15 protein-coding genes and 1 pseudogene are annotated in these 25,879 nt (G+C 55.5%); 1 reads left to right on the top strand and 15 read right to left on the bottom strand.

Features of this window, described 5'->3' with window-relative positions; all coding sequences use genetic code 11:
* The coding region (locus B5G16_RS12790) for a hypothetical protein (protein WP_204228088.1) at window positions 1-196 on the top strand (196 nt) is incomplete at its 5' end.
* Here B5G16_RS12790 and mobC read toward each other — a convergent pair.
* From mobC to B5G16_RS11205, 15 genes and pseudogenes are all read right to left on the bottom strand, one after another.
* Window positions 197-2,207 (bottom strand): annotated as a pseudogene (gene mobC / locus B5G16_RS11275) (conjugal transfer protein MobC).
* Between the two features lie 218 nt (window positions 2,208-2,425).
* Window positions 2,426-3,046: an RteC domain-containing protein gene (locus B5G16_RS11270; protein ID WP_239406091.1), complete on the bottom strand. Its 621-nt coding sequence runs from the start codon at window positions 3,044-3,046 to the stop codon at window positions 2,426-2,428.
* 96 nt (window positions 3,047-3,142) lie between these two features.
* Entirely contained in the window at window positions 3,143-3,745 is a 603-nt protein-coding gene (locus B5G16_RS11265) for a hypothetical protein (RefSeq protein ID WP_087263894.1), read from the bottom strand.
* Window positions 3,746-3,856: 111 nt separating this feature from the next.
* A complete protein-coding gene (locus B5G16_RS11260) occupies window positions 3,857-5,458 on the bottom strand; it encodes an MGH1-like glycoside hydrolase domain-containing protein (RefSeq protein ID WP_239406090.1) in 1,602 nt (533 codons plus the stop codon).
* Between the two features lie 53 nt (window positions 5,459-5,511).
* A complete protein-coding gene (locus B5G16_RS11255; RefSeq protein WP_087263891.1) occupies window positions 5,512-8,058 on the bottom strand; it encodes a glycoside hydrolase family 31 protein in 2,547 nt (848 codons plus the stop codon).
* Window positions 8,059-8,195: 137 nt separating this feature from the next.
* On the bottom strand, window positions 8,196-10,268 hold the full coding sequence (locus B5G16_RS11250) for a fimbrillin family protein (RefSeq protein ID WP_143260883.1): 2,073 nt from the start codon (window positions 10,266-10,268) through the stop codon (window positions 8,196-8,198).
* Between the two features lie 305 nt (window positions 10,269-10,573).
* The gene (locus B5G16_RS11245) at window positions 10,574-11,458 is read right to left on the bottom strand and encodes an alpha/beta hydrolase (RefSeq protein ID WP_239406088.1); all 885 of its coding nucleotides are present in this window, start codon (window positions 11,456-11,458) and stop codon (window positions 10,574-10,576) included.
* Between the two features lie 21 nt (window positions 11,459-11,479).
* Window positions 11,480-11,908, bottom strand: coding sequence for a galactokinase family protein (locus B5G16_RS11240; protein WP_087263888.1), 429 nt, complete (start codon window positions 11,906-11,908; stop codon window positions 11,480-11,482).
* A gap of 19 nt (window positions 11,909-11,927) precedes the next feature.
* Window positions 11,928-15,044 carry a glycoside hydrolase family 2 TIM barrel-domain containing protein gene (locus tag B5G16_RS11235; RefSeq protein ID WP_087263885.1) on the bottom strand — a complete coding sequence of 1,039 codons (3,117 nt, stop codon included), beginning with the start codon at window positions 15,042-15,044 and terminating at the stop codon, window positions 11,928-11,930.
* A 9-nt stretch (window positions 15,045-15,053) separates the two neighbouring features.
* Window positions 15,054-17,042, bottom strand: coding sequence for a glycoside hydrolase family 97 protein (locus B5G16_RS11230; protein ID WP_087263882.1), 1,989 nt, complete (start codon window positions 17,040-17,042; stop codon window positions 15,054-15,056).
* A 61-nt stretch (window positions 17,043-17,103) separates the two neighbouring features.
* Complete coding sequence (locus B5G16_RS11225) at window positions 17,104-19,464, bottom strand: hypothetical protein (RefSeq protein ID WP_143260882.1); 2,361 nt, start codon at window positions 19,462-19,464, stop codon at window positions 17,104-17,106.
* A 39-nt stretch (window positions 19,465-19,503) separates the two neighbouring features.
* Window positions 19,504-21,435, bottom strand: coding sequence for a sialate O-acetylesterase (locus B5G16_RS11220; RefSeq protein WP_087263877.1), 1,932 nt, complete (start codon window positions 21,433-21,435; stop codon window positions 19,504-19,506).
* Window positions 21,436-21,478: 43 nt separating this feature from the next.
* Window positions 21,479-22,534, bottom strand: coding sequence for a SusE domain-containing protein (locus B5G16_RS11215; RefSeq protein ID WP_087263875.1), 1,056 nt, complete (start codon window positions 22,532-22,534; stop codon window positions 21,479-21,481).
* A complete protein-coding gene (locus B5G16_RS11210) occupies window positions 22,531-24,336 on the bottom strand; it encodes a right-handed parallel beta-helix repeat-containing protein (protein WP_087263873.1) in 1,806 nt (601 codons plus the stop codon). Before B5G16_RS11210 ends, B5G16_RS11215 begins: the two co-directional genes overlap by 4 nt.
* Before the next feature lie 14 nt (window positions 24,337-24,350).
* Window positions 24,351-25,874, bottom strand: coding sequence for a RagB/SusD family nutrient uptake outer membrane protein (locus tag B5G16_RS11205; protein ID WP_087263871.1), 1,524 nt, complete (start codon window positions 25,872-25,874; stop codon window positions 24,351-24,353).
* Window positions 25,875-25,879 lie beyond the last annotated feature (5 nt).

Here is a 25,879-nt window from a genome sequence, read left to right as displayed (position 1 = left end):
CTCTAACTCAATCGGACAAGTCCTCTTCCAGAGGGCGGATATCCGTGAAATTTATAATCAGCCGACAACTCCCGTTAGTGTTCCGGAGGCGGGTTCTGTCGAGCAACCTACTTTATGGTCAAATTTCTCCGGACAGCAGTGTCATAATTCAAGTATTAAAAAATTTGGACGGCAAAACTTTTTTAGGGGAAAATAACTATTTTTTCTTGGGTAAAAGTTTCGCGAGATCCGGATCGGCCTCGATGCGAGCGATCTCCCGGCGGACGATCTCTGCAACGTCCGCCTTGACCCGGTAATAGTTCTCCCGGACAATCTCCTCCATGTGATCCTTGCCGTCCTCGCCGACAAAAGAAGATATTTCGGGAATGGGGACATAGGCTGCTGTTTCCGCCTTGACCTTGTCGTTGTCGATGACGATCTCGGCATGGAAGATTTTCTGCTCGATACGCTCGTCGAAATTGTCGGCCACCGAACCGACGAACATGCCTTGCGTGAGGTTGGAGATTTTCGAGGCAGGGATCAGCGTTTCCAGTTGCGTATTGGTCGAAGTCGTAACGTTCTCGTTGGACACCGAATGCGACTCGCGCAGCTGGACGATCTTGCCGAAGCGCTCCGACAGCGTGCGAGCCGTATCGCCCACGACCTGCCCCGAAAAGATATTACCCACGGTATTGATGATGACCTTCGACTCCTTCTCCCCGTAGTCGCGCTCCAACTGCGAAAAATCCTGGATGCCCAAGCAGACAGAAACCTTGTTCGAGCGAGCCGTGGCTATGAGGTTATCCAGCCCCCGGATGTAGATCGTAGGCAGCTCGTCGATGATGAGCGACGATTTCAATTTACCCTTTTTATTGATAAGCCGGATCAGGCGACTGTTATACAGTCCCAGCGCCGCACCGTAGATGCTCTGGCGGTCGGGGTTGTTGCCCATGCAGAGGATTTTCGGCTCCTCGGGATTATTGATGTCCAGCGTAAAATCATTGCCCGTAAGCACCCAGTAGAGCTGCGGAGAGATCATGCGCGAAAGGGGAATTTTCACCGATGCCACCTGTCCCCTGCAACTGGTCCTGCGCATTGCTTTTCCATGCGTCCACAAACGGCGAAAGATAGTTTTCCAGTTCCGGATAGGACGAAAGGATCGGGAAAATCTTATCGAGGGGCTGACACAAAAACTCGATGGCATGCGGGAAAGTACAATAACGCCCGTTGTCATAGATTTTCAGGTACCAGATAATCGCGGCCAGCAAGATGACGGCCGAATCGGTGAAGAAGTCGCCCTGCTTGTCCACCCACGTCTTATTGAGGTTCAGAAGCGTGACGTAGGCGCTTTCGTAGGCATCCGAGATGTCGTCCATGAAGCGGGCGTCAATGGGATTGCAGCGGTTCGAGCGGCGGGGATCGTCGAAATTGATGATGCAGAACTTCGGTTTGACAGCGTATCGGTCCAGATGCCGGAGCAGATGGTTGTAGGCGATGCGGGTAAGGTCGTCGAACTTATAGTCGTAGACGAGCATCGAGAAGCCCTTCTCGATATGCTGTTTGATATAGTTGTTCAATACCGCATAGCTCTTACCAGAACCGGGTGTTCCGAGAATCAGGGTCGCACGAAACGGATTGATGACGTTGATCCAGCCTCGACGCCATTGGGATTTATAGCGGTAACGGGTAGGCAGATTGACCGAATACTCATTGCAGAGATATCGTTCCTCCTGAAAAAAACTTTCGTTATCGTCGTTGAACGGATCATTGGCAAGAGGTTGTTTCAGAAGACGACGAAGCCAGACTCCGGCAGCCAGCAGGCAGAGGTACCCGGCGGCAAGGGTCAGGATATAACTGCCGACCCGCAAGCCGTTGGCAACTGGCAGGATGAGCAGGAAGTCATTGAGGAAGAACAGCGGGAAGCCGATGCATGCGGCCCAGGCGATATGCTGCTGCGAAACTTTGCCGTTGCGGACGCTCTTTGTGCCGTAGCAGCCCAGGGCGAGAAACAGAAAGGCGCAGAGCTTGGTAATCACGGACCGAGAGAACAGACCTGTCGCCTGCTGGATGTTCAGCAGGATGCGATCGGCAATGGCGTGGGTCAGAACGCAGTCGGCCCACCATTCATAGCAGAACCAGTAGGCGTTCAGAACGAGGAAAAAGACACCGAGACCGCGGGTGAACTGCACGATGCTTTCGAGCGCCCGTAAATCATCTTCTTGTTGCATGGCAGAGGGATTTTAGGGGTAAAAATACAACTATCCGCTGCGGCTCCGGCTTCGATGTCCGCTTCAGTCCGTCTCTGTCCGCTCCGCATAAAAAACGAGGCTATCTAACAAGTTCCCGAAAATGAAAATCGCCCCCGTCAGAACAAGCTCTGACAGGGGTGAAATCGTAAAATTCAGACTTGTTAGACAGTCCCGTAATGACAATGGGAATAGACTGCCTATCGCTGGCTGTATGCGATCAGATTGTTGCGCAGGATGTCGAGAAAATGCGTCAGCCGCAATTTGCGGTTGATGAGTGTATTGCGACACTGTTCCGGATTATTGATCCGGACATTGAAAGTTCTGGAAAGCACATCGACAAGTGTCGTCAGATCAACTCGTGTGCCGTCGACGCGGCGTATGGCTCCGGAGAGGTGCAGTGCCGTTGTCAGTTCCATGATATCCGTAGGCGTGAATTGCTCGGAGAGGAACAGCGGCGATTTGGGGAATTCGACCGATACCGGGTCGGTAATGGACGGATAACGAAGCCGGGTAAAGACTAAACGGATTTCGAAATTCGTCAGCAGAAGCGCTGATTTGAGCAACAATGCTTGCGGAAACTCTTTCTCGATAATCCGTTTTTGCAATCGCATCAGGCGGGATTGTAGGCGGGCAAGTTCGTGCAGCAGGTCGAGAGGCGATTTACGGGATTGAGAAATAAGGCTATGAAGCATGTCGATGAATTCTTCGTAAGCCGTATGAAAGGCTGTGAACTCCGCATCCGACAATCGACGGTTAAGCTGTGTGTCAAGCATGTCGATAAATTGATTTTTGTCCGAGTTTTCCATAATCTGGTTCATAAAGAATTTAGATGGTTTGCTTCGTAAAAATGGGAATTTTTGCGATGCCGAATTGCACGTCCGGATATCCGGACGGATATAAAAAATCGAAAAAAATCATTCATCTTCCTTATTCAAGGAATAAAGCAGTGCCTCGGTAAATTTCGTGCGATCCTTCTTGCGTTCCAGAACACGGCGTTTAACATCGGTCGGATCACCGAGTTTGACATGTAATGTATCCTCGAAGACCCGGACGACCAAATTGAACGGAGCGTCCCTGCCATCTGCTAAAATAACTGGCTTTGGAATCATCCGATCAAATCCGCATAATATTTCTGACAGGTTGATCGCATGATATTGTCCCGACCAAAACAAAGGAGAAGAAATCGGGAGCGCATTTGAAATAAAGTGCTCTGGATAACGAAACTTATAGTCGATAATTTGCTGTTCCAAGGCAAGAAATCGTTCTGCCTGATAAATAAAGCCCGTGATATATCGGGGCAAACGCTTTTCTACAAATTGTCCTCGAATCAATTCCAAGCGGGCATGTGTATAACTCAACATGCGTAAGGTCGATTGGAGATCATCCTGGTTACAACGTTCAATAACGATTCGAATAAATTCATCGAAAAGAATGCACAAATCATCGAAAGGAAGTACAGTCGTGGAAACAGTTGTCATTAATGACAGAAAAAAACGAGTTTGCAACAAAGCTTGCATCAAAAAATTTTACAAATGAATTTCTAAATAAATAGGGCTGTCTAACAAATCGTAGACAGCCCCCATCTAATATATGACTCTGCAATGAACGAACCTTTTAGTATAAGATGATTAAAGTGTAATCTCTACTCGCTGAACAGTTGCAGTCTGCGACCTCAGTTGTCCGTCTACAAGAACTACGAAACCCTGTCCGTGACCGTAGCGAGAACCCGTGCGATCGTATAATACGGTAAGCGAATGCCCCTGATACGCGACACCATCCAGACAGAACCACTCCCATGTCCCGTCGGGAAGGAGCGGATTGATAACGACGCGGTCAGAGGCTTGGGGCCGAATGCCGATCAACCCCGCAATGAGCAGATCGCAATAGGTGGAGTGATTATAATCCTTGCCTCGCTCCCTGCCGCCTTTGGATGCGGACCATGTGCCGTTTTCCCAATTTTCGAGCCGTGTCCGTGAAATCCAATCGCCCGTATACGGATTTTGGTTCTCATCAATCCAAGGTACGATGCATCCGTCTTCGCGCACTCTGCGATGCGAACGGGTGTATTGGAGAAACAGTTCGAAATAATCCGTTTTCGAAATCTCGTTCTGCCGGTAATCGTTCAGCACATTCGCCAAAGCCGTCAGCGTGATGGAGGTGGCATAGGGCCATACCGGCCCATTCCATTGGCATTCATGTCCTTCGTACGATATCGCGAACCGGGGGTGTCTCTGTTCCGCCGTTGTCAGTCCGTAAGGCGCACGAAACCCCTCGGTGCTCCGGACGAATCGCCAGGCAGACTCGTATCCGCAGCCCTCCTCAGGCAGATGAAAATACCACGGCGTATATCCCTGCAATTCGCGGACGTCGGCTAAGCTACCATCCCTTTCCGAGCGGGTTTTGAAAAACGAGGCGGAGGCGTCCCAGAGCGATTTCTGCACCGACTGCCGAATCTGCGCAGCCTTCGTTCGAAATTCCCGGGCAAGAGCCGCATCTCCGTTCAGGTCTGCTATTCCTGCAATAGCTTCGGCCTCGCCATACATATAGCTGTTGATCGAAGGGCGTTCGCCGCTGCCGCCGATTTGCATCTCCATACCGTCGCGGTCGTCGACATTGCAGAACAGCCCATCGGGGTTCAACCCCACACGGTACCCGTTTCTTACCCACCCTTTTTCCCAGGCCCGGTAATTTTCTGCCAGCGCGGGCAGCAGCCTCAACACCGCCTCCTGCCTGCTTACCTTGTAGTATTCCAGCAAAGCGTCGGCAGCCCAGAAACTATATAGTCGGGGATTGCCGTCCGTGAACCAGAAATGCGCATAGTCATTCACGAATCTGCGGTCCCGCAGCCAGCGCCCTTCGTAGATATGATGCGCGGCAGCGCAGGAAATCGTATTGTATTTCCCCGCCCACGGGACATCGGGCAGGAACTCCGTGAAAACGAATCCGGAGGGAGTCTGCCGAATATGCTTGCGGAAAGTCCACCAGCGGAAATAATAGGTCGTCAGCACGTCGCGATCGGGACAGTCGAAAAACGGAATATTTTTCCGTAAAAAGTCCCAGGCCGAATCGTTCGGTATGTATTGGGGCTGAGTTTCTTCGTCCTCCCGATTGAAACGATCGACGTAGACCTCGAAATCCGCAGGACGAAGCACTGCGAACCGAGGCTCGTCGGCATTTACAACGGGACAGGACAACAGCCCTGCGAGGATAAGGACCAAATTCTTCATCATGATGCAAACGTCGTTAAAGAATGAACAAACCTATTTCCATAGAATCGACGTATTTACCGATCATTCCAGTCGATGGCCTGCAACAGCCAGAAACGATTCTCCTCACGCATGGATTGTCGGTCGAGAATACCGATCAATCTACGATAGTCCTCGTCGAACCGGATCACAGACTCTTCGAGCCGTTCGGGATGATAAGTCAGCTCCTCGATCATGGAACCCATCGGAGCCAATTCACCGGAATAGGTAATCAATGCCTCCTTGCGGAATTTCAGATCGATCATCCGGTCGGCAAGACGCCGGATCTTCGCTTTCAGCCCTCCGGTCAGATCTGCCGCCACTTCAGGAGCGATTTCGTCGTAGATTACCTCTACGACCTGATCCGTATCGCAAGCTGCTTCCGGAATCTTCACTACGAGGGCCAGCTCCCCGCCCTCGTATTCATATTCGGCCGGCCGGCCGTTCACGGTAACGCTCCGGGGCCATGCCGATGCCAGCACCTTCAATTCGAAACGCCGTTCTGCAAGCATGCCGTCATAATGTCCCTTGCGCGCTCCGATACGAACGGACAGCACGTCGCCCCGACGTTCGTAGCGTAGCGGCGTTACGGCATAATCCGCTTCATAACGTACATCATCGCCGTTGTCCTCGTAAAGGTCGAACGCACCCGACTCCCCTCCGGGGAATACGGCAATACGGATCGCCTCATATTGCGATTTGAGATTCTCGGGCTCGTCCGCGAGCATCGGCACGATCGCTCCGGCCCGAACATAAACCGGATACTCTTCGAGAGTGAACCGGCGCGTCATGCGGCATCCGCCTTCCAGCAGCGTTCCCGTGGCCCATTCGTACCACCGTCCTTCGGGCAGCCAGACATCCACCGACGATAATTCGCGGACCATAGGCGTAACGACGGGCGATACGAGCAGATCGTCGCCGAACATGTACTGATTCGGACAGTCATAGGCTTCGGCCGCTTCGGGAGAGTCGTAATACATCGGCCGGCAAAGCGGCAGGGCTTCGTCATGCGCTTTGCGGGCCATGGTATAGATGTAGGGAGCCATCGCATAGCGGTCGGCGATAGCTCGATGCAAAAGATTCGCGTACCGCGCATCGAAGCACCACGGTTCCTTGTTCAAATCCTCGTTCTTGGTCGAATGCACACGCATGATGGGGCTGAAAGCACCGAACTGCATCCAGCGGACATAAAGCTCCGGATCGATCCGATCGCCGCGGAAGCCGCCGATATCCTGGCTCCAATATCCGTAGAGTACGTTCGAGGCCGTAGCGTTGAAATAGGGCTGATAGGCCAGCGAACGCCAGGAAATCAAAGCGTCGCCGGCGAATCCGATTTGGTAGCGGTGATTGCCCAAACCGCCCCAGCGATGATAGAGCAGTGGACGTTCGGCCGCGCGATGTTCCATCTGCGAAAAAAAGATGTAGTTGAGCCACCAGGTGTTGCTGAGCGATGCAAGCCGCTTGTCGTACTGCTCCTGCTGCCAATCGAGCCACCAGAAATCGACGCCGGCTTCCCGATAGGGGTCCAAAATGCGGCGGAACAGCGAACGGATGAACGGTTTGTCGGAGGTGATCCACTCGATCGGCTTTCGGGTGGTCGGATCGATATTCAGATCGCGCGCCATGGCCTCATAAGCGGCTTCGAACGGTTTCACGCCGTCTGCGGGGTGGAGATTCAGCGTCACCTTGAGCCCTTTGCCACCGAGGTAGCCGAGGAATTTGCGATAATCCGGGAAAAGCTCCTCATTCCATGTCCATCCGGTCCAGCCGCCCTGCCCGGGACGAGTGTGATGCCAATCCGTATCGATGACCAGCACATCCAGCGGAATGCGGCAGCGTTCGAAATTAGCCAGCATCGCCCGCATTTCATGATCGGAATATGCCCACCAGCGGCTCCACCAAAACCCGAAGGCATAACGCGGCGGCAGCGGAATCTTGCCGGCGAAGAGCGTGAAATCCTTCAATGCCTGTTTGTAGTCGTGTCCATAGGCCATGAAATACCAATCCTGGCCTCCGTTCTCGGGTCGTTCTTCGACCCACTCCCATTCCGGATCGCCGTCGAACAGGTAGTTTTTCGAGTCGTCGAGCAGCGTCCAGCCGTCGGTGGCGAGCAATCCGTCTTCGAGTTGCAGCCGGGACCCGTACGGAGCTACGTATCCGAATGCGAGTTCGTCGCCGTCGAAGCCATCGAGGGTGCGGGCCGTACCTTTCAGATTTCCCGTTTGCTTCTGACCGGGACGCCACACGAAGGGGACGTCCGCACCGGCGGCACTGCGGATCTGCAAATTCGCAGCCGAGAACGGACCGCTGCCGCGCTTGTAGCGCAGCGTCATACGCGACGTCGATAGCTCGATCCATCCGCCCGTACGCACCCGGCAATCGACGGGCGCATACTCCCGTTCGACGGCGAGCAGCGATTTGGCGTCGACGAATTTCCCGTCGGGGGCGTATTCCATCCGGATAACGCCGTCGGCGATCACCGTAAAACGGACCCGGGCATCCTCGTAAGCCACATTGGACGGCTGCTGTGCGAACGCCGCGTGCATGACGACGCATAAAACAGACGCAAGTAAAAATTTTTTCATGTTTCTTCAAATGCAATTTGAACTATCGGGAGAATATGACTATATTCTCCCGATTGAAATTATACCGAACAACTATTCCCGATCAATCGATCGCTAAATCATACCGAAACGGGAAATAGCCGTCGCAAGATATCCTGTTACTCTTCGTATTTCACGCAACGAATACAGTTGCCGTCCGACATGGGATAGGGGAAACGCGGATGCGCAACCCATCCCACAAAGAATCCTTCGGCAACATAATCGGGTTGACTGTCATCGCAGCTGAGTCCGGAGCTGAACACTGCGATTTCGCTCCATACACTGCCGCCACCGCGGTGATCGCGAGATCCTGTCACTACGTAGAAATCAGTCTTATCCGTATTCTCCTTACCGGCATAGAGATAGTTGAATCCTAAGTCTTTGATTTCGCTCAGAGACGTATCGCTCAGGATTTCATCAGCATTTCCCGATAGCCAATGGTGGGACGTAACATTCCACCATGTATCTGCCGCAGCGACACGATAACCTTTCGGGCACGGATCATAACAGCTTTTTCCGGTTACGAACGTATAATTGTCGGTAGGATTGCCCCATAGATTCGTATTCTGCATACCCGTCCAGGCCAGGTACAAATCAGGATCATTTTCAGGCCATTCCTTATCGGGAATCGTGATAAAATGGTCGGGATTCTTAATCGTATAATCGATCGAAACGAGATCCAACGCTCCGGTTGCCCCCTCGACAATCTCCGCACGCATCGTTTCCGGCCAATCCGTTCCTTCCGTACTACGGAATTTTAACTGTCCGTTGATAAAGTTCGACGGACGGCCGAGCGGATCTTTGCGGCCCCATTGATAGTAGCATCCGATGCTGGCAAGACGATCTTCTTCCGAAGACTCCTTATTGGCGATTTTCGTAGCGCCGAGATACATCGGCATCAGCTGATAGTTGCGAACAGCCGGTGCAGAAATCGATCCGTCACCGGTATGATCGACCGTATACTCTAATAAACCGACTGTCGGATCCACCTCGGGAACCCAGATATGGTACGACCAAAGGATGTCTCCCGAGCAGTCGGCATCGGCATAGATGGCGACCGATGCGTTACCGTAACCGGTAATGTTCGAAACGGTCAGTGTCTTGTAATCATCCGAAACAGCAGCGTCGAGCGACAAGCCCGTTTCCGTCCACAGCACTTTGCAGCCTTTGGCTTTCGGAGCAGGATAGCGCTCGGAAGTTATTTTGCAATCGGTGCGCACGACATAGGGCTGTACATCGAGTGTTCCGCTCGTCTGGCCGGGCTTCACGAGCAGGCAGTTGCCATCGGCTCCGTAATAGTATGACCATGCGTTCTCCGGCATGGGGACTACTTCTTCGAAATCGCCCGCCTTGGCCGTAATTTCGAATGACTTGTATTTCGCGCGATTGATCGTTATGTTCTTGCCGGACGTCCAGGTATAGGCTCCGTTCTGATCGTTTTCGAGAATGATCTCCAACCCGTTCTCGAAAGTCACGGGAGCCACTACGAACGTAAAGGTCACACCGTCGGCGGCAAAGGCCGAAGCATCGGCCTTCGTCAGCACAATCGATTGCTTGGCAGCTGCCGCCGTCCATGCGGGGGCCTCCGAAGCGGCATCCGCAGCACCGGTTCCGGCGATCGCTTCGTTCTGCTTGCCGCGCAGGGTGATCTTCGTGATGCTGCTCTGCGTGTTGATCTTCACACGCACCAGACCGCAGAGGTTGTAGAACATGATCTGGTTGTCGGCGGATACGCTGCCGATCGAAGGATTCGTGTTCTGAGCGAATGAAACCGAAGTCCCCGAAATCTCGGAGAAATGCTGTTCGTCGGGGATAACGATGCCGGAAACGGTGCTTCCGTTCAGCGAAAGGCCTTTCGTATAGGGATAGACCGCATACTTCGCTACATCGGACGAAGCGTCGGTTTCAGTCACCAAACCGGTGAACGAGGCCTTACCGCCGTCGACGCTCTCTGCCGCGAAATCGTAGTTCGCCGAGGCGGTCAGCACGGAAATATGATCGTCCTCGTGCCATACGACCTCGCCCGTGTCCTCCATGGACGTGCGGGTCGTCATGCCAGCAGACAGGCGCAGTTCCACAGTCGAAGTTTCCTGCGGTCCAGCCGGATCGGAAGATGCGTTCATGTCATCTTTCGAGCAGGATGCAAATGCCAACAAAGTTGACAATGCTGCATAAAAAAATAGTTGTTTCATAATTAAGAATTAAAAAAGTTGATTCATTTTCATTTTTAAGTTCTTCCCGACACTGGTTATTTTCATCGGGAAAAACCATAGTGGTGACTTCCAGTAATCAATCATCCCATATAAATCCTTCGTGGTCGCTTCCCCACGGATCGTCGTCATCCGATGTAAACCACTCGTGTTCGCCGCTACCGCTTGCGGCGAATCCGGCCTCCGCACGAAACTCTACGATCTCCATCCTCGGGGGGGGGTAATCGCTCCGTGTCTTTCTTTCGATACTTCGATTCATAGTTAGTTAATTAATAGGTGGATAATATTTATTGGTTCTGCAACCAATCCGTCAAGGCGCTTTGCCATGCAGATTTGTACGGGAATCGATCGAGAATACCCCATCCGTGCTGTCCGGAGGGATAGATATGCAGCGAGGCGGCGACGCCATGCTCTTTGAGCGCACGGTAGAACGACACCGCATTGAGCGCAGGGACGCAGTCGTCGTCATCGGCCAGGAACAGAATCGTCGGAGGCGTCGTTTCGGTCACTCGATTCTCCAGCGAATAACGCGCATTCAGCTCCTCCGTACGCTCTCGTCCGAGCAGATTGTCGAATGAGCCCTCGTGCGCTAATTCCTTCGCCGCCGTAATGACCGGATAGAACAGTACCATGAAGTCGGGCCGCACCCGACCGACGGTCGCAGCCATAGCAGCCAAATGTCCGCCCGCCGAGAACCCGATGATGCCGACTCGCTGTACGGACAGTTCCCCTGCTCCTGGGATTTCGCCTTTCATCACGCGCAGAGCCTGTTCGACATCTTCCAACGGCACCTCGGGATGATGATTGGGCATGCGGTATTTTATCACGGCGGCCGTAATACCCTGTTCTGCGATCCAGCGGGCGAAAGCGTCGCCTTCGTGCTCCATGCTGACGAATTCGTAACCGCCGCCCGGACAGATAACTGCCGCCTGTCCGGTAGCCTTGTCCGGAGCGGCAGGATATATATAGAGGACCGCCTCGGTCACATTGCCGATAAAACGCAGCCCGAATTCGGTTTCGTCTCCCCGAAGTCCATTGTCATGAGGAGCCGAGGCATTGTTCCAGATCGGAACGATCCGAGGTGCGGAAACCTCCGAATTGCACGGGGCCGCAGCATGCGACCAAATGGCCGACAACATTCCAGCGATCAAAACGAAAAACCGTATTTTCATTTGAAACAAGGTCTTTAAACTTTATTTATCTTTTTCGATTTTGCGGGCGCCGTCCGATATTACGACGTCGTACACTTTGGGCTCGTGGCCGTAGCGCGCCGCGAACCGTTCGCGGGCCGTGCGAACGAAGTCGTCGTAGAGCTCCGTGCGGACCAGATTGATCGTGCAACCGCCGAAGACATAGCGGGCCCAGCTCTCTGCGGGGAGATCCTCCTCGCAGAGACCGAACTCCGCTGCGGAGTTCAGATCGACGTCGGCCACCCGCACGTGCTCCGTCCCGTTGGAGCGGATCATCGTCGTGATGCCGCAATCCACTGCTCCGGGGAAGACGAATCCGCCGTTGTAGTCGGTGTGCTCGCCGATCAGGTTGATCTGGCCGGCCGAAGCATAAAACGTTCCCTCGCCGCCGAACCGGTCGGCAAAGACTCTCTGAATTTCAGCAGTGTTCATATGATCCCCGTTTATACGATTATTTCAAAGGTTCGATCCGGAAGCGGAAGGTGCGGTCGGCATAGGGGATCCGATAAGCAGGCTGCGGCAGAGCCCCCCATGAATCGATGCACCCCAGACCGTACTGCGCCTTGTCGATGCAGAGCCATACGGCGTCGTCGGGTTCGATCTCCTGCGAATGTCCCTGCTGCTTGGTCAGCCCTTCGTCCAGCGCCTCCTGCGCATAGTGCAGGGCCGAGGCCGAGAAGGGCTCCGAGGCCGTGACCTCCACGCCGCGGCCTGCGATGTCGTGCTGCCGCCAGCGGCGCACGTCGCTCTTGGTTCCGGTCTCCTGCGGACGGATGTAGGGGTAGAACTGCTCGTCCACGGTCTGCCGGTAACGGCCCACGAGGGCGCCGTCCTTGCGGTCGGCGTAGTTCTCCCACGGCCCGCGGCCGTAGTAGTCGATGCGGTCGTAGGCGGCGGGCATGCGCATCCGCATGCCGAAGCGCAGCAGGTCGGGTTCGCCCTTGTCCGCAGCGGCGTGCAGCGTCTGACGGATCAGGATCTCCCCGGCGTTGTCGATGCGGTATTCGATCTCCAGCCGTCCGGTCACACGTCGGAGGTCGTAGCGGGCCGTGACGACGGCCACGCCGTCCGACAGCGTGTGGTCGAGCGACACAAGCGTCAGCCCCGGATCGGCCCACACGCGGTTCTTCTCGTTGAGCTTCGCCCCGAAGTCGTTGTCCGTCGGCGCGCGCCAGAAGTTCGGCTCCACGACGGCCCCTGCGTCGAGCAGGCGCATGCCGTCCGCTTCGTAGCGGGTGATGAGACCGTCGGCGCGGCGGAAGTCGATGCGTGCGGCGGGACTTTCGACGATCAGGTAGTTGCGGTCGTCGTCGCGGACCGTGAGCGTGCCGATCGAATTGTGGCGGTCGGCCATGCGTTCGGCGACGGCGAGCGGTTCGGGTGCGGCCGCCCGCAGCGTGAACTGCTGGTAGGCCATGCGGTGATCGGGCGCGAGCAGCGATTCGGCATCGCAGAGGCGGTATTCCACGTTGAGCAGCAGTTCTCCGTCGGCGGGCAGCGTTTCGGGGTCGAGCGGCAGCACGACGGCGGCGGTTTGCTGCGGGGCGACGCGCAGGTCGGTGACGATGCCGCTGCGCACGGGGTCCCCGTCGCGGAGCACCGTCCAACGCAGGTAGCAGTTGTCGAGCGGCCGGAAGAAGTTTTCATTGAAAACCGTCAGCGTGCGCCGGTCTTCGCCGAGTGTCGTCCAGACGGGCTGCTGCCAGTAGCGGGCCTCGTGCATGTGGGGATTCGGAACGCGGTCGGGCGAGATCAGCCCGTTGTCGCAGAAATTCCAGTCCGAGGCGTCGTAGGGATTCCAGTCGCCGCCGTAGCCGTAGATCATGGCGCCGTTTTTACCCGTTTTGCGCAGCGACTGGTCCACGAAGTCCCAGATGAATCCGCCCTGATAGTGCGGATATTGGCGGATCAGCGCCCAGTATTCGCCGAATCCGCCCAGCGAATTGCCCATCGCATGCGCATATTCGCACTGGATCAGCGGTTTGGCGGGATTCTCGGCGAGGTATTTCTCACACCGCTCGTAGCCCCAGTACATCGGGCAGATAATGTCCGTGTTGCGGCCGCCGTTGTTGTAGACCGCACGTTCGTAATGGACCGGCCGCGAGGGGTCGTAAGCCTTGATCCAGTCGTAGCAGGCGTCGAAATTGGGGCCATCGCCCGCCTCATTGCCCAAAGACCACACGATGACGGAGGGATGATTGATATTGCGTTTGACATTGCGCTCGTTGCGCTCCAGATGTGCCTTGGCGTAAGCCGGATCTTTGGCCAGCGTCTTTTCGTCGAAACCCATGCCGTGCGATTCGATGTTCGCTTCGGCCACGAGGTAAATGCCGTAGCGGTCGCAGAGGTCGTACCAGCGCGGATCGTCCGGGTAATGGCATGTGCGCACGGCGTTGAAATTGTTCTCCTTGAGGATGCGGATGTCCTCGATCATCCGCTCTTCCGAGACGACATACCCGCCGTCGGGGTCCATTTCGTGACGGTTGGCGCCTTTGATAAGCACGGGCTGTCCGTTCACCAGCAGCTGTCCGCCCTCGATCTTCACCTCGCGGAAGCCCGTGTGCAGGGGGATGATTTCGATCGTTTTTCCGGCCGAATCTTTCAGGGTCACCGTGACGCCGTAGAGCGCGGGAATCTCCGCCGACCACGGCTGCACCCGCCCGGCGTCGAGCACGAGACGGGCTATCGTACCGAAGAGTTTCGCCGTTTCAGAAGCTACGGCCTTGCCGTCGGGGTCCGTGAGGGTCACCTCCGCCGTGCAGCCTTTGGCCGCTGCGGGGAGAGCCAGCTCCACGGAGAGCCGGCCGCGGGTGTAGTTCTCCGAGAGGGTCGCGTCGAGCCGCACGTCGGCGATATGGCGTTTGTCGCGGGCATAGAGGAAGCAGTCGCGGCCCACGCCCGAGAGGCGGAAGAAGTCCTGATCTTCGAGATAGGTGCCGTCGCACCAGCGGAAGACCTGGAAGGCGAAGAGATTCTTGCCGGGCTTCACGAAGCGCGTGATGTCGAACGCGCATTCGAGCTTCGAATCCTCGCTGTAACCGACGAACCGTCCGTTGACCCACAGGTAGATGTTCGAGGTGACGGACCCGAACCGGGCGATGACCTGCTTGTCCGACCACGAGGCCGGGATCTCGATCTCGCGGCGGTACGAGCCGACATGGTTTTCTTTTATCGGCACGTAAGGCGGATTGTTTTCGAATTGTTCGCGCCATGCGTAGCCGACGTTGAGATATTGCGGATCGCCGTAGCCGTTCAGCTCCCACAGTCCCGGAACGGGCATCTCGCCCCACGCCCCGTCGTTGAAGCCGGGACGGAAGAAGTCCGTGGGACGCTGGTCGGCGTTGCGGACCCACGAGAATTTCCACGTCCCGTCGAGGTCGAGGAAGCGTTCCGAGACGCGCGGGTCGCCCTTCCGGGCGGCTTCTGCGGATTCGTAGGCGAAATACGAAGCCCGCATCGGCAGGCGGTTGATTTCGTTCACCGCGGGATCGAGCCATTCCGTAAAGGTCTGGGCAAAAACTGCAACTGTAAGTATCGTCAGCAAAAAGGTTAAAAAGAGTCTTTTCATTCGAATATTCTATTTCGTGATTTTCAATGCGAACCCACCTCCGGGTGCGAGGTGTATCTTCAGGGGTTCGGCGGTGTCGATACGGATCGTTTCGCGTTTGTAGTCCGAGGCTTTTCGGTCGGCGTTCGCGCCGTCGCGGAAGATCGTCGCCTCGACCGTGCCGCCGATGCCCAGCGGTGCGAGATCGACCTCCACGTCGCGCGGCGTCCAGTCCGTGATAGCGCCGACGTACCACGTATCTCCGCTGCGGCGCGCCGTGACGATGTATTCGCCCATGCGTCCGCCGAGAATGCGCGTCTCGTCCCACACGGTCGGAATCGCGGCGATGAACTCCGTGCATTCCGCCTCGCGCAGGTAGTTCGTCGGCGAGTCGCACAGCATGTTCAGCGGCGAGTCCAGCACCGCATAAAGCGCCAATTGGTGACAACGGGTCCCTTGGCTCATCGGCTCCGAATTAACAGGACGATAGTTGTCGCGCGAGGCATTGCGCATGGCTCCCTGCGTGTAATCCATCGGTCCGGCGACCTGACGGATGAAGGGGATTGTCGCGTCGTACTTCATCTGGTCGATCGTGGCCGCGCTCCACTTCATCTGCTCCAGTCCGTGCACACCTTCGAAATTCAGCACGTTGGGCCATGTGCGGTTCAACCCCGCGGGCTTGTGCGTGCCGTGCAGGTCGAGCACCAGCCCGTATCGGGCGGCCGTTTCGGCAGCACGGTAATTGAAGGCGGTCATCAACTGGTCGTCGCGGTCCATGAAGTCAACCTTGAAGCCCTTGACACCCATCTCCGCATAGTGTTTGCAGACCCGCTCCATATCACGGTCGAAAGCCCAGTACCCGGCCCAGAGGATGATGCCTACGTTTTTCGATGCGGCATAGTCGATGATTCGCCGTAAATCGATGTCCGTATTGATCTCAAAAAGATCCTCGCCATGGCGTGCGGCCCAGCCGTCGTCCATAATCACGTATTCGATCCCCTGCGAGGCGGCGAAGTCGATGTAATACTCATAGGTCTCGGTATTGATTCCGGCACGGAAGTCCACGCCCGAGATGTTCCAGGCGTTCCACCAATCCCAAGCCACCTTGCCGGGCCGAATCCACGACGTGTCGTCGATCTTCGAGGGCTCGGCGAGCAGCCAGCTCAAATCGCTCGCGGCGAGACCGGCATCCGTACCCACCACGGCGATGCGCCACGGAAGCGTGCGCGGGCCCTCGATCCGGGCGATGTAATCAGCCCGCTCCTTGACGAGGACCTCGATATTATTATAGCCGCCGGGCTCGCACCGCAGCGGATACGGAGCGAAACGCCCCTCCAGAGAAGTGCCGCCGTCGCCGTTGTAGAGGTACATGCCCGGGTAATCGTCGAGATTCGTCTCGGTGAAGCAGATGTTCATCCCGTCGTTCGCATGCACCACGGCAGGCAGGAAGATCAAACGGCCGGAGTCGAGCTTCGAGAGCGTCGTTTCGGTATATACATTCTCGAAAGAGTTGTGCCATTGGGCATCGATCGAACCCGCATTGTCGCGCACGTACGGAACTGTTACCGCGCAATCGGTCGGAAAGCGGTAGTCGGCCTGCTCCGAGGCGATCTCGAACGGATCCTTCGCAGTAGTGGCGAAGCGGTACGCGACACCGTCGTCGTAAACGCGAAACTCCACAGACCAGTTGTCCCGCATCTTCAGCGTGAGACCGTTATAATGGTCGCGAACCGTCGAGGAGCGGTAAAAAGGCGAGGAAAGCACGGCGTCGGAACTCGTGCGAACGGCTTTCGCTATGCGGGCAGAAGAACCCCACACGCGGCCGTCGGAGAGCTTCAAACCGATCGCGGATGGCTGCATTAGCGTCTGTCCGTCATACTCGATGTCGTAAGTCAGCGCATCGCCCAACGCGACGGTCGTCGTCAAACGCCCGTCCGGTGAGGTGAGCCGATAGGCTGGCCGGGCACCCTGCGCCGCGGCGCCCGTAAAAATAAGGATCAGGATCAGTAGTTTTTTCATATCGATTCTATTTTAACTTATACAATTCATCTCTGGAAATAATTTCATTTCGTCAATAGCATCATCGGACATCGGCTGCCGATATCAGCGGATAGGGGTCTTCTCCAACCCAGCCGAGTCCCGCATCGCAATTCTTCGCTACGATCTTATCGGCGAATTTCACCCGTACAGTCACTGGTCGCGACGTATTGACATGCACCCGTGCGATGCATTTTTCAGCAGGCCGGACATGGAGCACTCCGTCCCCGGCAAGGCGTGCCGAACAATTTCGGCACGAAACATCGCCTTCGGCATCCAGAATCACAAATCCCGTCGTCAGCACGCTCTCCTCCATCGCCTTGAATATCTCGTGCACCGTATGGTCACTGCCTCCGCCGTATCGGCCGAAAACTCCGAGTCCTTCCTCGTTTTCGGGCCGCATCCACGGCGTAATCGGATCGAGATACTGCTCGCCGACGACAACATCTTTCGTCTTCCACGTATAAGGCTCGTCGCCCGGCACGCACAATGCGCCATCGACATAGGGATCGGGGATGAACCCCCAGCGCAGATCGCCGTCGAGCGACATCAATTGCGCTGCCGCCCCCAGCGTATCGAACAGATCGTCGAGATAATGACGGTCGCCCGTCAGCAGATAGAGATAATAGACCGCATAAATCTTCCATGCCGTCCATCCGTGCGGCGAGTTCATCACCTGATTCGGCACGAAATAAATGTCCAGCGCTTCCCAATAGCGCAGCGTCGCACCGCGCATCCGGCAGTCGGGAATCAACCGCTGTTCGAGACAGCGATGCTTTTCCATCATGTAACGCGCAGCTTCGGCATACCGCCGCCGCAGCTCGGGATCGGTCGTCCGCAATCCGGCCAGTCCCATTTGCAAGGCGCTGCACGTAATCATACCGTCCTCGAAAGTCATCTCGCCCTCGGTCTCGATATCGTCCAGTCGCAACAACAGATCTTCGCAGGCGCGGAATGCCGAACGGTAATGCCGCCGCGCCGCATCGTTCCACCCAGCCTTTCGTTCGGCATCGGCGAGTTCGAACATCGATTTGGCCGGATAGATCACCGCTGTGTAGTGAATGCCGTTCGCCCGATAGGAGCCATCGGCGATCTGTACCGTATCGGAAGAGATGTAGTCTCCTACCCGAGAACCGATGCGCAGGTATTTTTCGCATCCGGTGGCTTCCCACAAATCGACGAGTTGTCCGGCGACGGTCGAGAAGTTCTGCAACCGCCAAGGCAGCACCTCTTCGCTACGCGGCACGCCGCGCAAGGTATCGATCATCTGCGGCAATGTACGAAGGAACCGGCTCTCCAAAGCAGCATCCTTTTCGGGATCCGGAAAGTGACGCTTGGCGAGAAATGCCGGATAGTAGCCGTAGAAAGTCTCGCACGAAGGTCCGAACATGGGAGGATAGGCCGCCACATGATCGCGAACCTGCGAAAGATACCAGGACCACGGACGGTGCACGTAAAGCATCGCCTCGGCCCGTTTACCCGAAGCCTCTGCACTTATCCGATAGACTCCCGGACGGTGCAGGGCGGGGGTTGTCGCCATATATCCGTCCGTCGTATCGCGGGGCTCGATATGCAGCGTGCGGCCCTCCGGCGTTGTCAGGACGAATCGTTCGACGGGTGCCGCCGAACGGACAAATATATGAGCTTTCCCGTTTTCAGGCAGCGTATACCGATCGGACTCGATCTGCGGAATTTGAGCCCAACGAGCAACGGTGGATTGCACCTGTTCCAACGTCCCGACGAAACCTATGTGAAGCGTCCAGCTGCGGCTCTCGCCCGGAGCGAGCGCCCCGAGGTGCTGCGGATGACGGACCGGAAGCGGCAGTGCATGTAGCAAATCGAGACTCGCCGTAAAAATCCGGTGGCCCCACAGCCATTCCTTGCGTCCCTCGAACTCATAGTTCAAGGCATAGGAAGCGACCGGGTCCTCAGTCGCTATAGCCACGATACCGCCTACTGGCGACATGAAATATCCCCAGGCGAAATCCCGCTCGCAGCGCAGCAACGTCGGAAAATACTTCGCATCCCACTCCGGATAGCGGCTCATCTCCGAGTCAATACCCAATACCAGACGGACACGCTGCGGAGAGAAGGTCTCCGTTCCACGATTTTCGATGCGGCAACGGACTCGCAGACGATCGTCGTCGATGCCGTATTCCAATTCATAACGGATATCGCCGCAGGCTCCTGCGAATTTCGGTTCCTTTCCCTCGCGTTGCAACCGTATGCCTTCGAACCCGAAGCCCGTCAGCGTATCGGCACGGAACGGGCATTCGATATTTTGTCTCTCGAACCGCACAATACGACCCGATACCGCATCTATGCCGACATGCAGTTTCGGCGAAGAAAGCCAAAGCGTATCCGGATTCGCCGCCGAAACAGGCAGAAAAAAGATCGTCGACACGAGAGCCGGCAAAAATCTCATATTCATCCGAGTAGTTCTTTATTGAGTGATTCCGGGCCAATCATCCGTACGAAACGGCGAAGCCAGCAGCCCTGAGGCATCGGTTAGATCATCATCGAAAGGATTATTGGCCCATCCGTACCGGACGGCTTCCGGATTATCCACTTCATCGCTGAAAACGACGATGCGATTTTCATCGAGCACATAGGACCGGGCCCAAACGAAGCGTCGGTCAGCTCCGGCGATCGAAAATCCGCGAAGATACCCAAAGCGATTGCCATCGGCGGGCCGCAGCGCCCCCGTCGTATCGAACGTCAGCACGCAACGGCTGCCGTCGCGCTCCATCGAACGATACGCAGGACCTCCTGCCGCCACGTCGTCGCGGCCGTAAGCGACGTTCAGTGCCGCACGGCTCAGCCGGTACCCCACATCGCGTTTGTTGCGCGGATGGATATCGCCCGGATCGCCGATATCGGTGATGACGGCCTGTCCTGTCGCCGGCAGCGAGAGCGTTGCATTCTGCGCCTCCCGCAATTCAGCCCATTCGCTTTCGCCGGGGAGCACTTCCGCTCCCATATAATTCGCCAGCTGCACCCAGCAGAAAGGGAAGTCATAGCCCCACTTTCCACGCCAGTCGCGAATCATCGCGGGGAACAACTTCCGGTAGTTTTGGGCCTGCGACACATTGTTTTCGCCCTGATACCAAATCACCCCCTTGATGCCATAACCGACCAGCGGCGCGATCATGCCGTTGTACAGCAAAGATGCGAAACTGTTGGGCTGGCTCTTGTTGTATTTCGCGAGAATCGTCGTGGAGGGCCGATATTCCCACTGGCCGGCCAGCGGATAACGGGTTTGCCCGATTTCGAGACAGAAAGCATCCGGATCGCCGTAAATTCCGCCCAAACCGGAGTAGTCATTCACACGGATCACCAAAAGATTCCTCCCCGGATGCAGAGTTCCTGCCGGAATTTCATAATTCCGCTCCTCATTCCACAAGTTCGTGCTGCCGACCAGCACGCCGTTTACATAAGTGCTGTCCGAATCATCTACCCCTGGAATCCGCAAGGCGGCCGGAGAGCCGGATGCAGACGCAGGCAATTCGATGTATCTCCGGAACCATACGATGCCGTCGACAGCTTCCAATTCGCCGTACCAACCTTTCGGCACTTCATAAGCGCTCCAGCCCTCGAGCCCGCGGCAAACTTTCGGATCGTACCACCGCTCCCGGTCTCCGATGTCGTCGCCGAGCGCATGCAGGTAATGCCGCAGAATCGAAGACCCCGACGCATAAGCATCCACGAAAGATTTCCCGACGCTGTCGCTGAAAGGGCTGAACTGTTGCATCGTCGACCAGCTGGTCCAGGTCTCGATGTCGGTACCGCCCCACGAGCTGTCGATCAATCCTACGGGGACTCCGGTTTCTGCCTCTATAAATTTGCCGAAATAGTAACCCACGCCCGAGAATGAACCGGACGTTTCGGGCGAACTCACGACCCACGTTCCGTCATTGATATCTTCCTGCTCCTCGAAGGCGATCTTATCGCCCACCGAAAGCAATCGGATGTTCGGATTGGCCAAAACGGCAAGCTCCTCTTCGTAGCCGGCCGTCAGATCGAGCCGCCATTCCATGTTCGACTGTCCGCTGCAAAGCCAGACATCGCCCACGAGCACATTCTCGAAACGGAGCGTATGATCGCGCCCCGTTACGATCATCGTCCGAGGTTCGCTCTCTGCGGCCATAGCCGGCAGCACTGCTTCCCAGCGGCCCGCACGATCGGCCTTTGCGACGGCCTCGGCGCCATTGAATTGCACACGGACCCGCTCTCCCCGCGCAGCCTTTCCCCATATGCGAATAGGCTGTTCGCGTTGCAGGACCATATTATCGCTGAAAAAACGCGGCATATGAATCGCAGCTCCGACCGGACAAACAGAAGCGAGAATATATGCGAGAATGAATAATCGTTTCATTTCTGCAATAGTTTAATCAGAAGTTTATAATCTATTCAGGTGGCTATCCGATAGGAGCGAAACCCTCATGGTTTCCATCGGCACTCTGATTACCCGATGCTTCGGATTCAAAGCCCTCGTGGGTGCCCTCTCCAGCGGTTGGGTTGTTATCATTCGATCCGTCGGATTCGAAACCTTCGTGGTCTGAGTCGGAGCCATAATCCGTATCGCCAGCAGGAGGCTCGTCGCCGCCGAGAAGCGTACAGGTCATCCGTTCCTCACCTTTGGTGATGTTGAGTACGATATGATATTTCTTACCTAATTGTTCGGGCGTCACTTTCCATTTAAAATCATTTGTCACATCGCTCTCGATCTGCACGACCTTCGTTTCCGTGACAGGCGCATCCTTATAGGGGGGATGGTACATATCGTACCATTGTCTTTCGGAACCGGGTTCGTGGACACCGAACTTGAAGTCGTAGGTCTTGTCTCGCGCCGAAGCATCGTCGAATGTGCCGTCGATCCAAAACTCGAACGGATTGTCTTCGTTCCGTGTCATTTCAAGAAAATTCCAACCCGTAAAATCCCCCACAAACCAGATGCGCTCATAAGGCGGTAATGCATTCGGATCAAGATAGTAAGTCTCTACGGAAAACATAGTCGGCAAGGAGCGGCATCCACGATAGCTGTCCGTCGTAGCGACGACGCGCGCTTCCAGATCGCCTGCATCTCCGTTATCGATCAGTCCGTTTCGGATGAGCATGCGGTTCAATTCCCGCACCGTAAACATGCGCATGCCTGCCAATTCGCTGTCCCCCAGGATGTAATAATACGGCGATCGGAAATCGGTTCTGGCCTTGGCCAGTTCGAGCGTGAACGTCACATCGGGATTCTGCTCGAACTCCGAGCCATCCGTCCAATGCCACTGTACCGCCAACGCATCGCAATCCTCATAAATTTCTTGAAGTTTCACACGTAGAGGCGTAATTGTCACTTTCAATGTCGGATCGGTATATCCGCCCGAGGTCTCGTTGTCCTTGCAGGAGGTACTTGTCAAAGCACTTATCGCCGCGACGACGAAGACGATCGTATTTTTGATGATGGTATGTATGGTTTTCATTTTGCGTCTGCACTTATTTCATGAAAATTCAGCGTCTCGGGGATTTCATTCTGTCTTTCTCCCGCTCCGTTCTGAAAAACAAGGTTCCGATATCCGATATCTCCTGTTATATAGCTGCCGAAATGCACTCCGTACCCCTGCCAGCCGTCGATCAGCACATTCTCGAATACGACGCCGTCGAACTTGGTCGAGTATTTCTCCTCTCGTTGCAGATTGAATGCGTCCCAGCGGGAATCCTTGACATCGACATTCGAAAACTTGACACGACAGACATCATCGCGGCTCATGGATTCAATATGCACAGCCGCAACTGCGTTTCCGGCAATATCGCCATATATACCGCCTTCGCCGCCGCGGGCGCCGCACCGCTCGAAAGTCGTATTGCAAAGTTGGGAATCCTTGGTACCGAAGATACGAATACCCACTTCGAACATGTCCTTCACCAAAAGGTTATGCACATAATAACCGCCGCCGCCTTGTTCGCCGAGGAAAGCGATGCCTCCGGCCCGCCAGCCGCATTCGATGGTTATATGACGGCACTCCATCTTGTCGGCCCAATTCTCCAAAGCAAGGTTATCATCGCCGTTATTGCGAAAATCGCAACGTTCGACAAGACCGTTTTCCCCGCCGAACACATGCAAACCGTCGGCATAATAGTTACGGAATCGGCATTTGGAAATGCGCATATTTTTCCCCACCGTAATCCACGGACCCGTTTCGAAATGCTCGGCCCAGACATCTTCCATCACGAAATCGTCGCCTACTTTTCCATCGATCACCTTGCCCGGGGGATTGCCGTTCAGACCGCCGCTGCCATGATAAGTCAGGTAACGGCGTTCCAAAGCCGTGTCCATGTAGAGGTGCTTGATCGCAATATTCCCGACATCTTCCCTGAGGAAAAGACCTCGGCGGTTTATGGTCTCGGGGTCGTTCGGATCAGCCCGGAAATAAAGCTCCGTATACCACGACCCGGCACCGATCAATTTCGTGTTGCTCGACAGCAAGATTCCCCAGTCGAACTCATACCGACCGGCCGGGATGAAAATGGAATGGCCCTGATGCAACTCGATGAAAACATTTAACGGGCCGTCGGTCTGCGGATGGTAGCAGACGGTCGAACCATCCATCAGATCGAGGTAATTCAACGGAGCGGGTACGGGTTCCAGCTCCACGAAGTCGATCGTATACGGGCCGGCACCGGCATCTTCCTTGACCAGACGGAAAGTCGCCCCGGCAGGAATCTTCTCTTCGAGCAGCACGCGCTTGTCGTCGTATTGCATCCGGGCATATTTGTCCGGTGCCGGCGTGTTGTCGAAATACCACAGGTAAGGGCCGGCTCCCGGCTTTTTATACTGCCAGGCATGATAGGAGTCTAATTCGATGTCGCGAATCTTCTCTCCGTCGACATACAGCGCCAAAATTCCTTTCGTGCCTCCGCCTTCGGGAGCATCGGGAATACTGAAACGAATCACCATGCCTTCCGCTGCCTTTTGGCAGGTCCACTCCACCCAGTCGCCGGGGGCTGCGAGTGACAGAGCAGTCTGATTCGTAGCTTCGCTCTGTACATCGGGAATGCGGTCGGACGGAGCCAAAAACGATCCGTTGCTGGAACAAAAGCCCGGTTCGGCTTCATAACGAATGTAGGGCGCATCGTACCAGCCTCGTTCAGTATCCGGATCATAACTCGGCTCCGTATCCGGTTCAGGACCGGGATCAGGGATAGCTGTTTCATCTTTCGCACAAGCGATGAAAAGAGCAGACAGCACGACTGCTGCGATCCAACCCAAATATTTATATTTCATGATAATTTGTCGTTTTAATCGTTATAACCGGGATTCTGAAGCACTTTTCCGCGGCCTTCGGTGATGACATCCTGCGGGATGGGCATCAGCACCATATAATCTTTCACCGTTGTCGACTTATTGTATTTCTTCGCATACTCGACGAACTTTCCGAAGCGGATCAGGTCGGCGCGCCGATGTCCTTCGGCCCAAAATTCATGACCCCGTTCAAGCAGCAGCAAATCGAGGAACTCCTCGGGGGAAGTATAATCAGTCGGCTTGATATCTTTGATTCCGGCACGCCTGCGTATGCGGTTCAACAATTCGAGAGATTCGGAACTTACCTCGTTATTCTGACGAACCAGAATCTCACTCAATGACAGCAATACATCGGCATAGCGGTAAACCACCCAATCCACGCTGCTGCCATCACCAGTATCATTAGGATCCTCACCGATTTTGATCGGCAAAGCGCCCTTGTCCAGAGGAGAACCGGGATGCTCCTTGTTATAAAGCACGCCATCCGTACCCGTAAACTCGCCGACGAGCACTTCCAGCCGTTCGTCCTTGCGGCGCCCCGTTTCGTCGATCGCCGGGTCGAACGTATCGTAAAACTCCCAGGGAACCCGATAACCGTCCCATTTGGTGATGGAAGCGTTCTTTGTAGGATATACGGCTGGCAGGACCTGCGACAGCCACATCTGCGTAGCGGCCGGCGTATTGCGGTTACAGGTCACCGCCTTGATGATTTCGCAATTGCCTTCGTTTTCAAGCGTGAAAATATCCTTGTAATGCTCCATCAGATCGTATCCGTATTTGGGGTCCATCAGTTCGCGGGCTTCCGCTTCGGCTTCCACCCAACGTCTCTCATGCATGTATAATTTCAGCAATACCATATGGCACAGCCCCTGCGTAAAACGGCCGTAATCGGGATCCGAACCGGTATAATTGAGTGCCAGGGCCCCGGAGTCGAGCGCCCAGCGGATATTTTCCTCGATATAAGCGACCGTTTCATCATGGCTTTTGCGCGGGACGATGATATTTTCCAGCGGTTTTTTCAGCGTTTCGAGGTCGGGAATCTGCAATCCGCCATAAAGGTCGAACAGCAGATAAGCCAGCCACCCCTGTCCGCAATGCAGTTCGGCATACATTCGGGTGCGGGTTTCCTCCGGCATCGGTACGTGAGCGATTTTCTCGTAAGTGAGCGTCGCAACGCCGAGTTGCGCGATCTTTTCCCGATAGAAGCGTGTGCAGGCATTCGCATTGGGCGTGAAATTGACCGCATTGAGCGGCAGGAACCGATCGTCGCCCCAATTGCAATACAAGACATCGGTGCACATATCGCTGATCACGTGCCAGCCGTTTTCACCTGCACTGAACCCCGATCCCCAATAAGCATTGAACGCACCGTAAGCGGCGGCGGCAACCAGCGTTTCCGCATCCCGTTCATTGGCCGGGAAATCATCGTCGGTAAACAACCAGGACTGCTTCGACTCAAGATCGGTACACGAAACCGCGAAGATGATCAGAAATAAATAGAGATGGATTTTTGTTTTCATGATTC

Origin of the sequence: Alistipes sp. An66, assembly GCF_002161445.1 — a bacterium.
Lineage (GTDB): Bacteria > Bacteroidota > Bacteroidia > Bacteroidales > Rikenellaceae > Alistipes > Alistipes cottocaccae.
Note: the sequence above shows the minus strand (reverse complement) of the source record. Positions and strands in the feature narration are given on the sequence as shown.

Excerpts from the sequence above, each read along its gene's own strand:
- B5G16_RS11270 (WP_239406091.1), bottom strand. The coding sequence starts at position 3,046 with ATGAACCAGATTATGGAAAACTCGGACAAAAATCAATTTATCGACATG.
- B5G16_RS11265 (WP_087263894.1), bottom strand. The coding sequence starts at position 3,745 with ATGCAAGCTTTGTTGCAAACTCGTTTTTTTCTGTCATTAATGACAACT.
- B5G16_RS11260 (WP_239406090.1), bottom strand. The coding sequence starts at position 5,458 with ATGATGAAGAATTTGGTCCTTATCCTCGCAGGGCTGTTGTCCTGTCCC.
- B5G16_RS11255 (WP_087263891.1), bottom strand. The coding sequence starts at position 8,058 with ATGAAAAAATTTTTACTTGCGTCTGTTTTATGCGTCGTCATGCACGCG.
- B5G16_RS11250 (WP_143260883.1), bottom strand. The coding sequence starts at position 10,268 with ATGAAACAACTATTTTTTTATGCAGCATTGTCAACTTTGTTGGCATTT.
- B5G16_RS11245 (WP_239406088.1), bottom strand. The coding sequence starts at position 11,458 with ATGAAAATACGGTTTTTCGTTTTGATCGCTGGAATGTTGTCGGCCATT.
- B5G16_RS11240 (WP_087263888.1), bottom strand. The coding sequence starts at position 11,908 with ATGAACACTGCTGAAATTCAGAGAGTCTTTGCCGACCGGTTCGGCGGC.
- B5G16_RS11235 (WP_087263885.1), bottom strand. The coding sequence starts at position 15,044 with ATGAAAAGACTCTTTTTAACCTTTTTGCTGACGATACTTACAGTTGCA.
- B5G16_RS11230 (WP_087263882.1), bottom strand. The coding sequence starts at position 17,042 with ATGAAAAAACTACTGATCCTGATCCTTATTTTTACGGGCGCCGCGGCG.
- B5G16_RS11220 (WP_087263877.1), bottom strand. The coding sequence starts at position 21,435 with ATGAAACGATTATTCATTCTCGCATATATTCTCGCTTCTGTTTGTCCG.
- B5G16_RS11215 (WP_087263875.1), bottom strand. The coding sequence starts at position 22,534 with ATGAAAACCATACATACCATCATCAAAAATACGATCGTCTTCGTCGTC.
- B5G16_RS11210 (WP_087263873.1), bottom strand. The coding sequence starts at position 24,336 with ATGAAATATAAATATTTGGGTTGGATCGCAGCAGTCGTGCTGTCTGCT.
- B5G16_RS11205 (WP_087263871.1), bottom strand. The coding sequence starts at position 25,874 with ATGAAAACAAAAATCCATCTCTATTTATTTCTGATCATCTTCGCGGTT.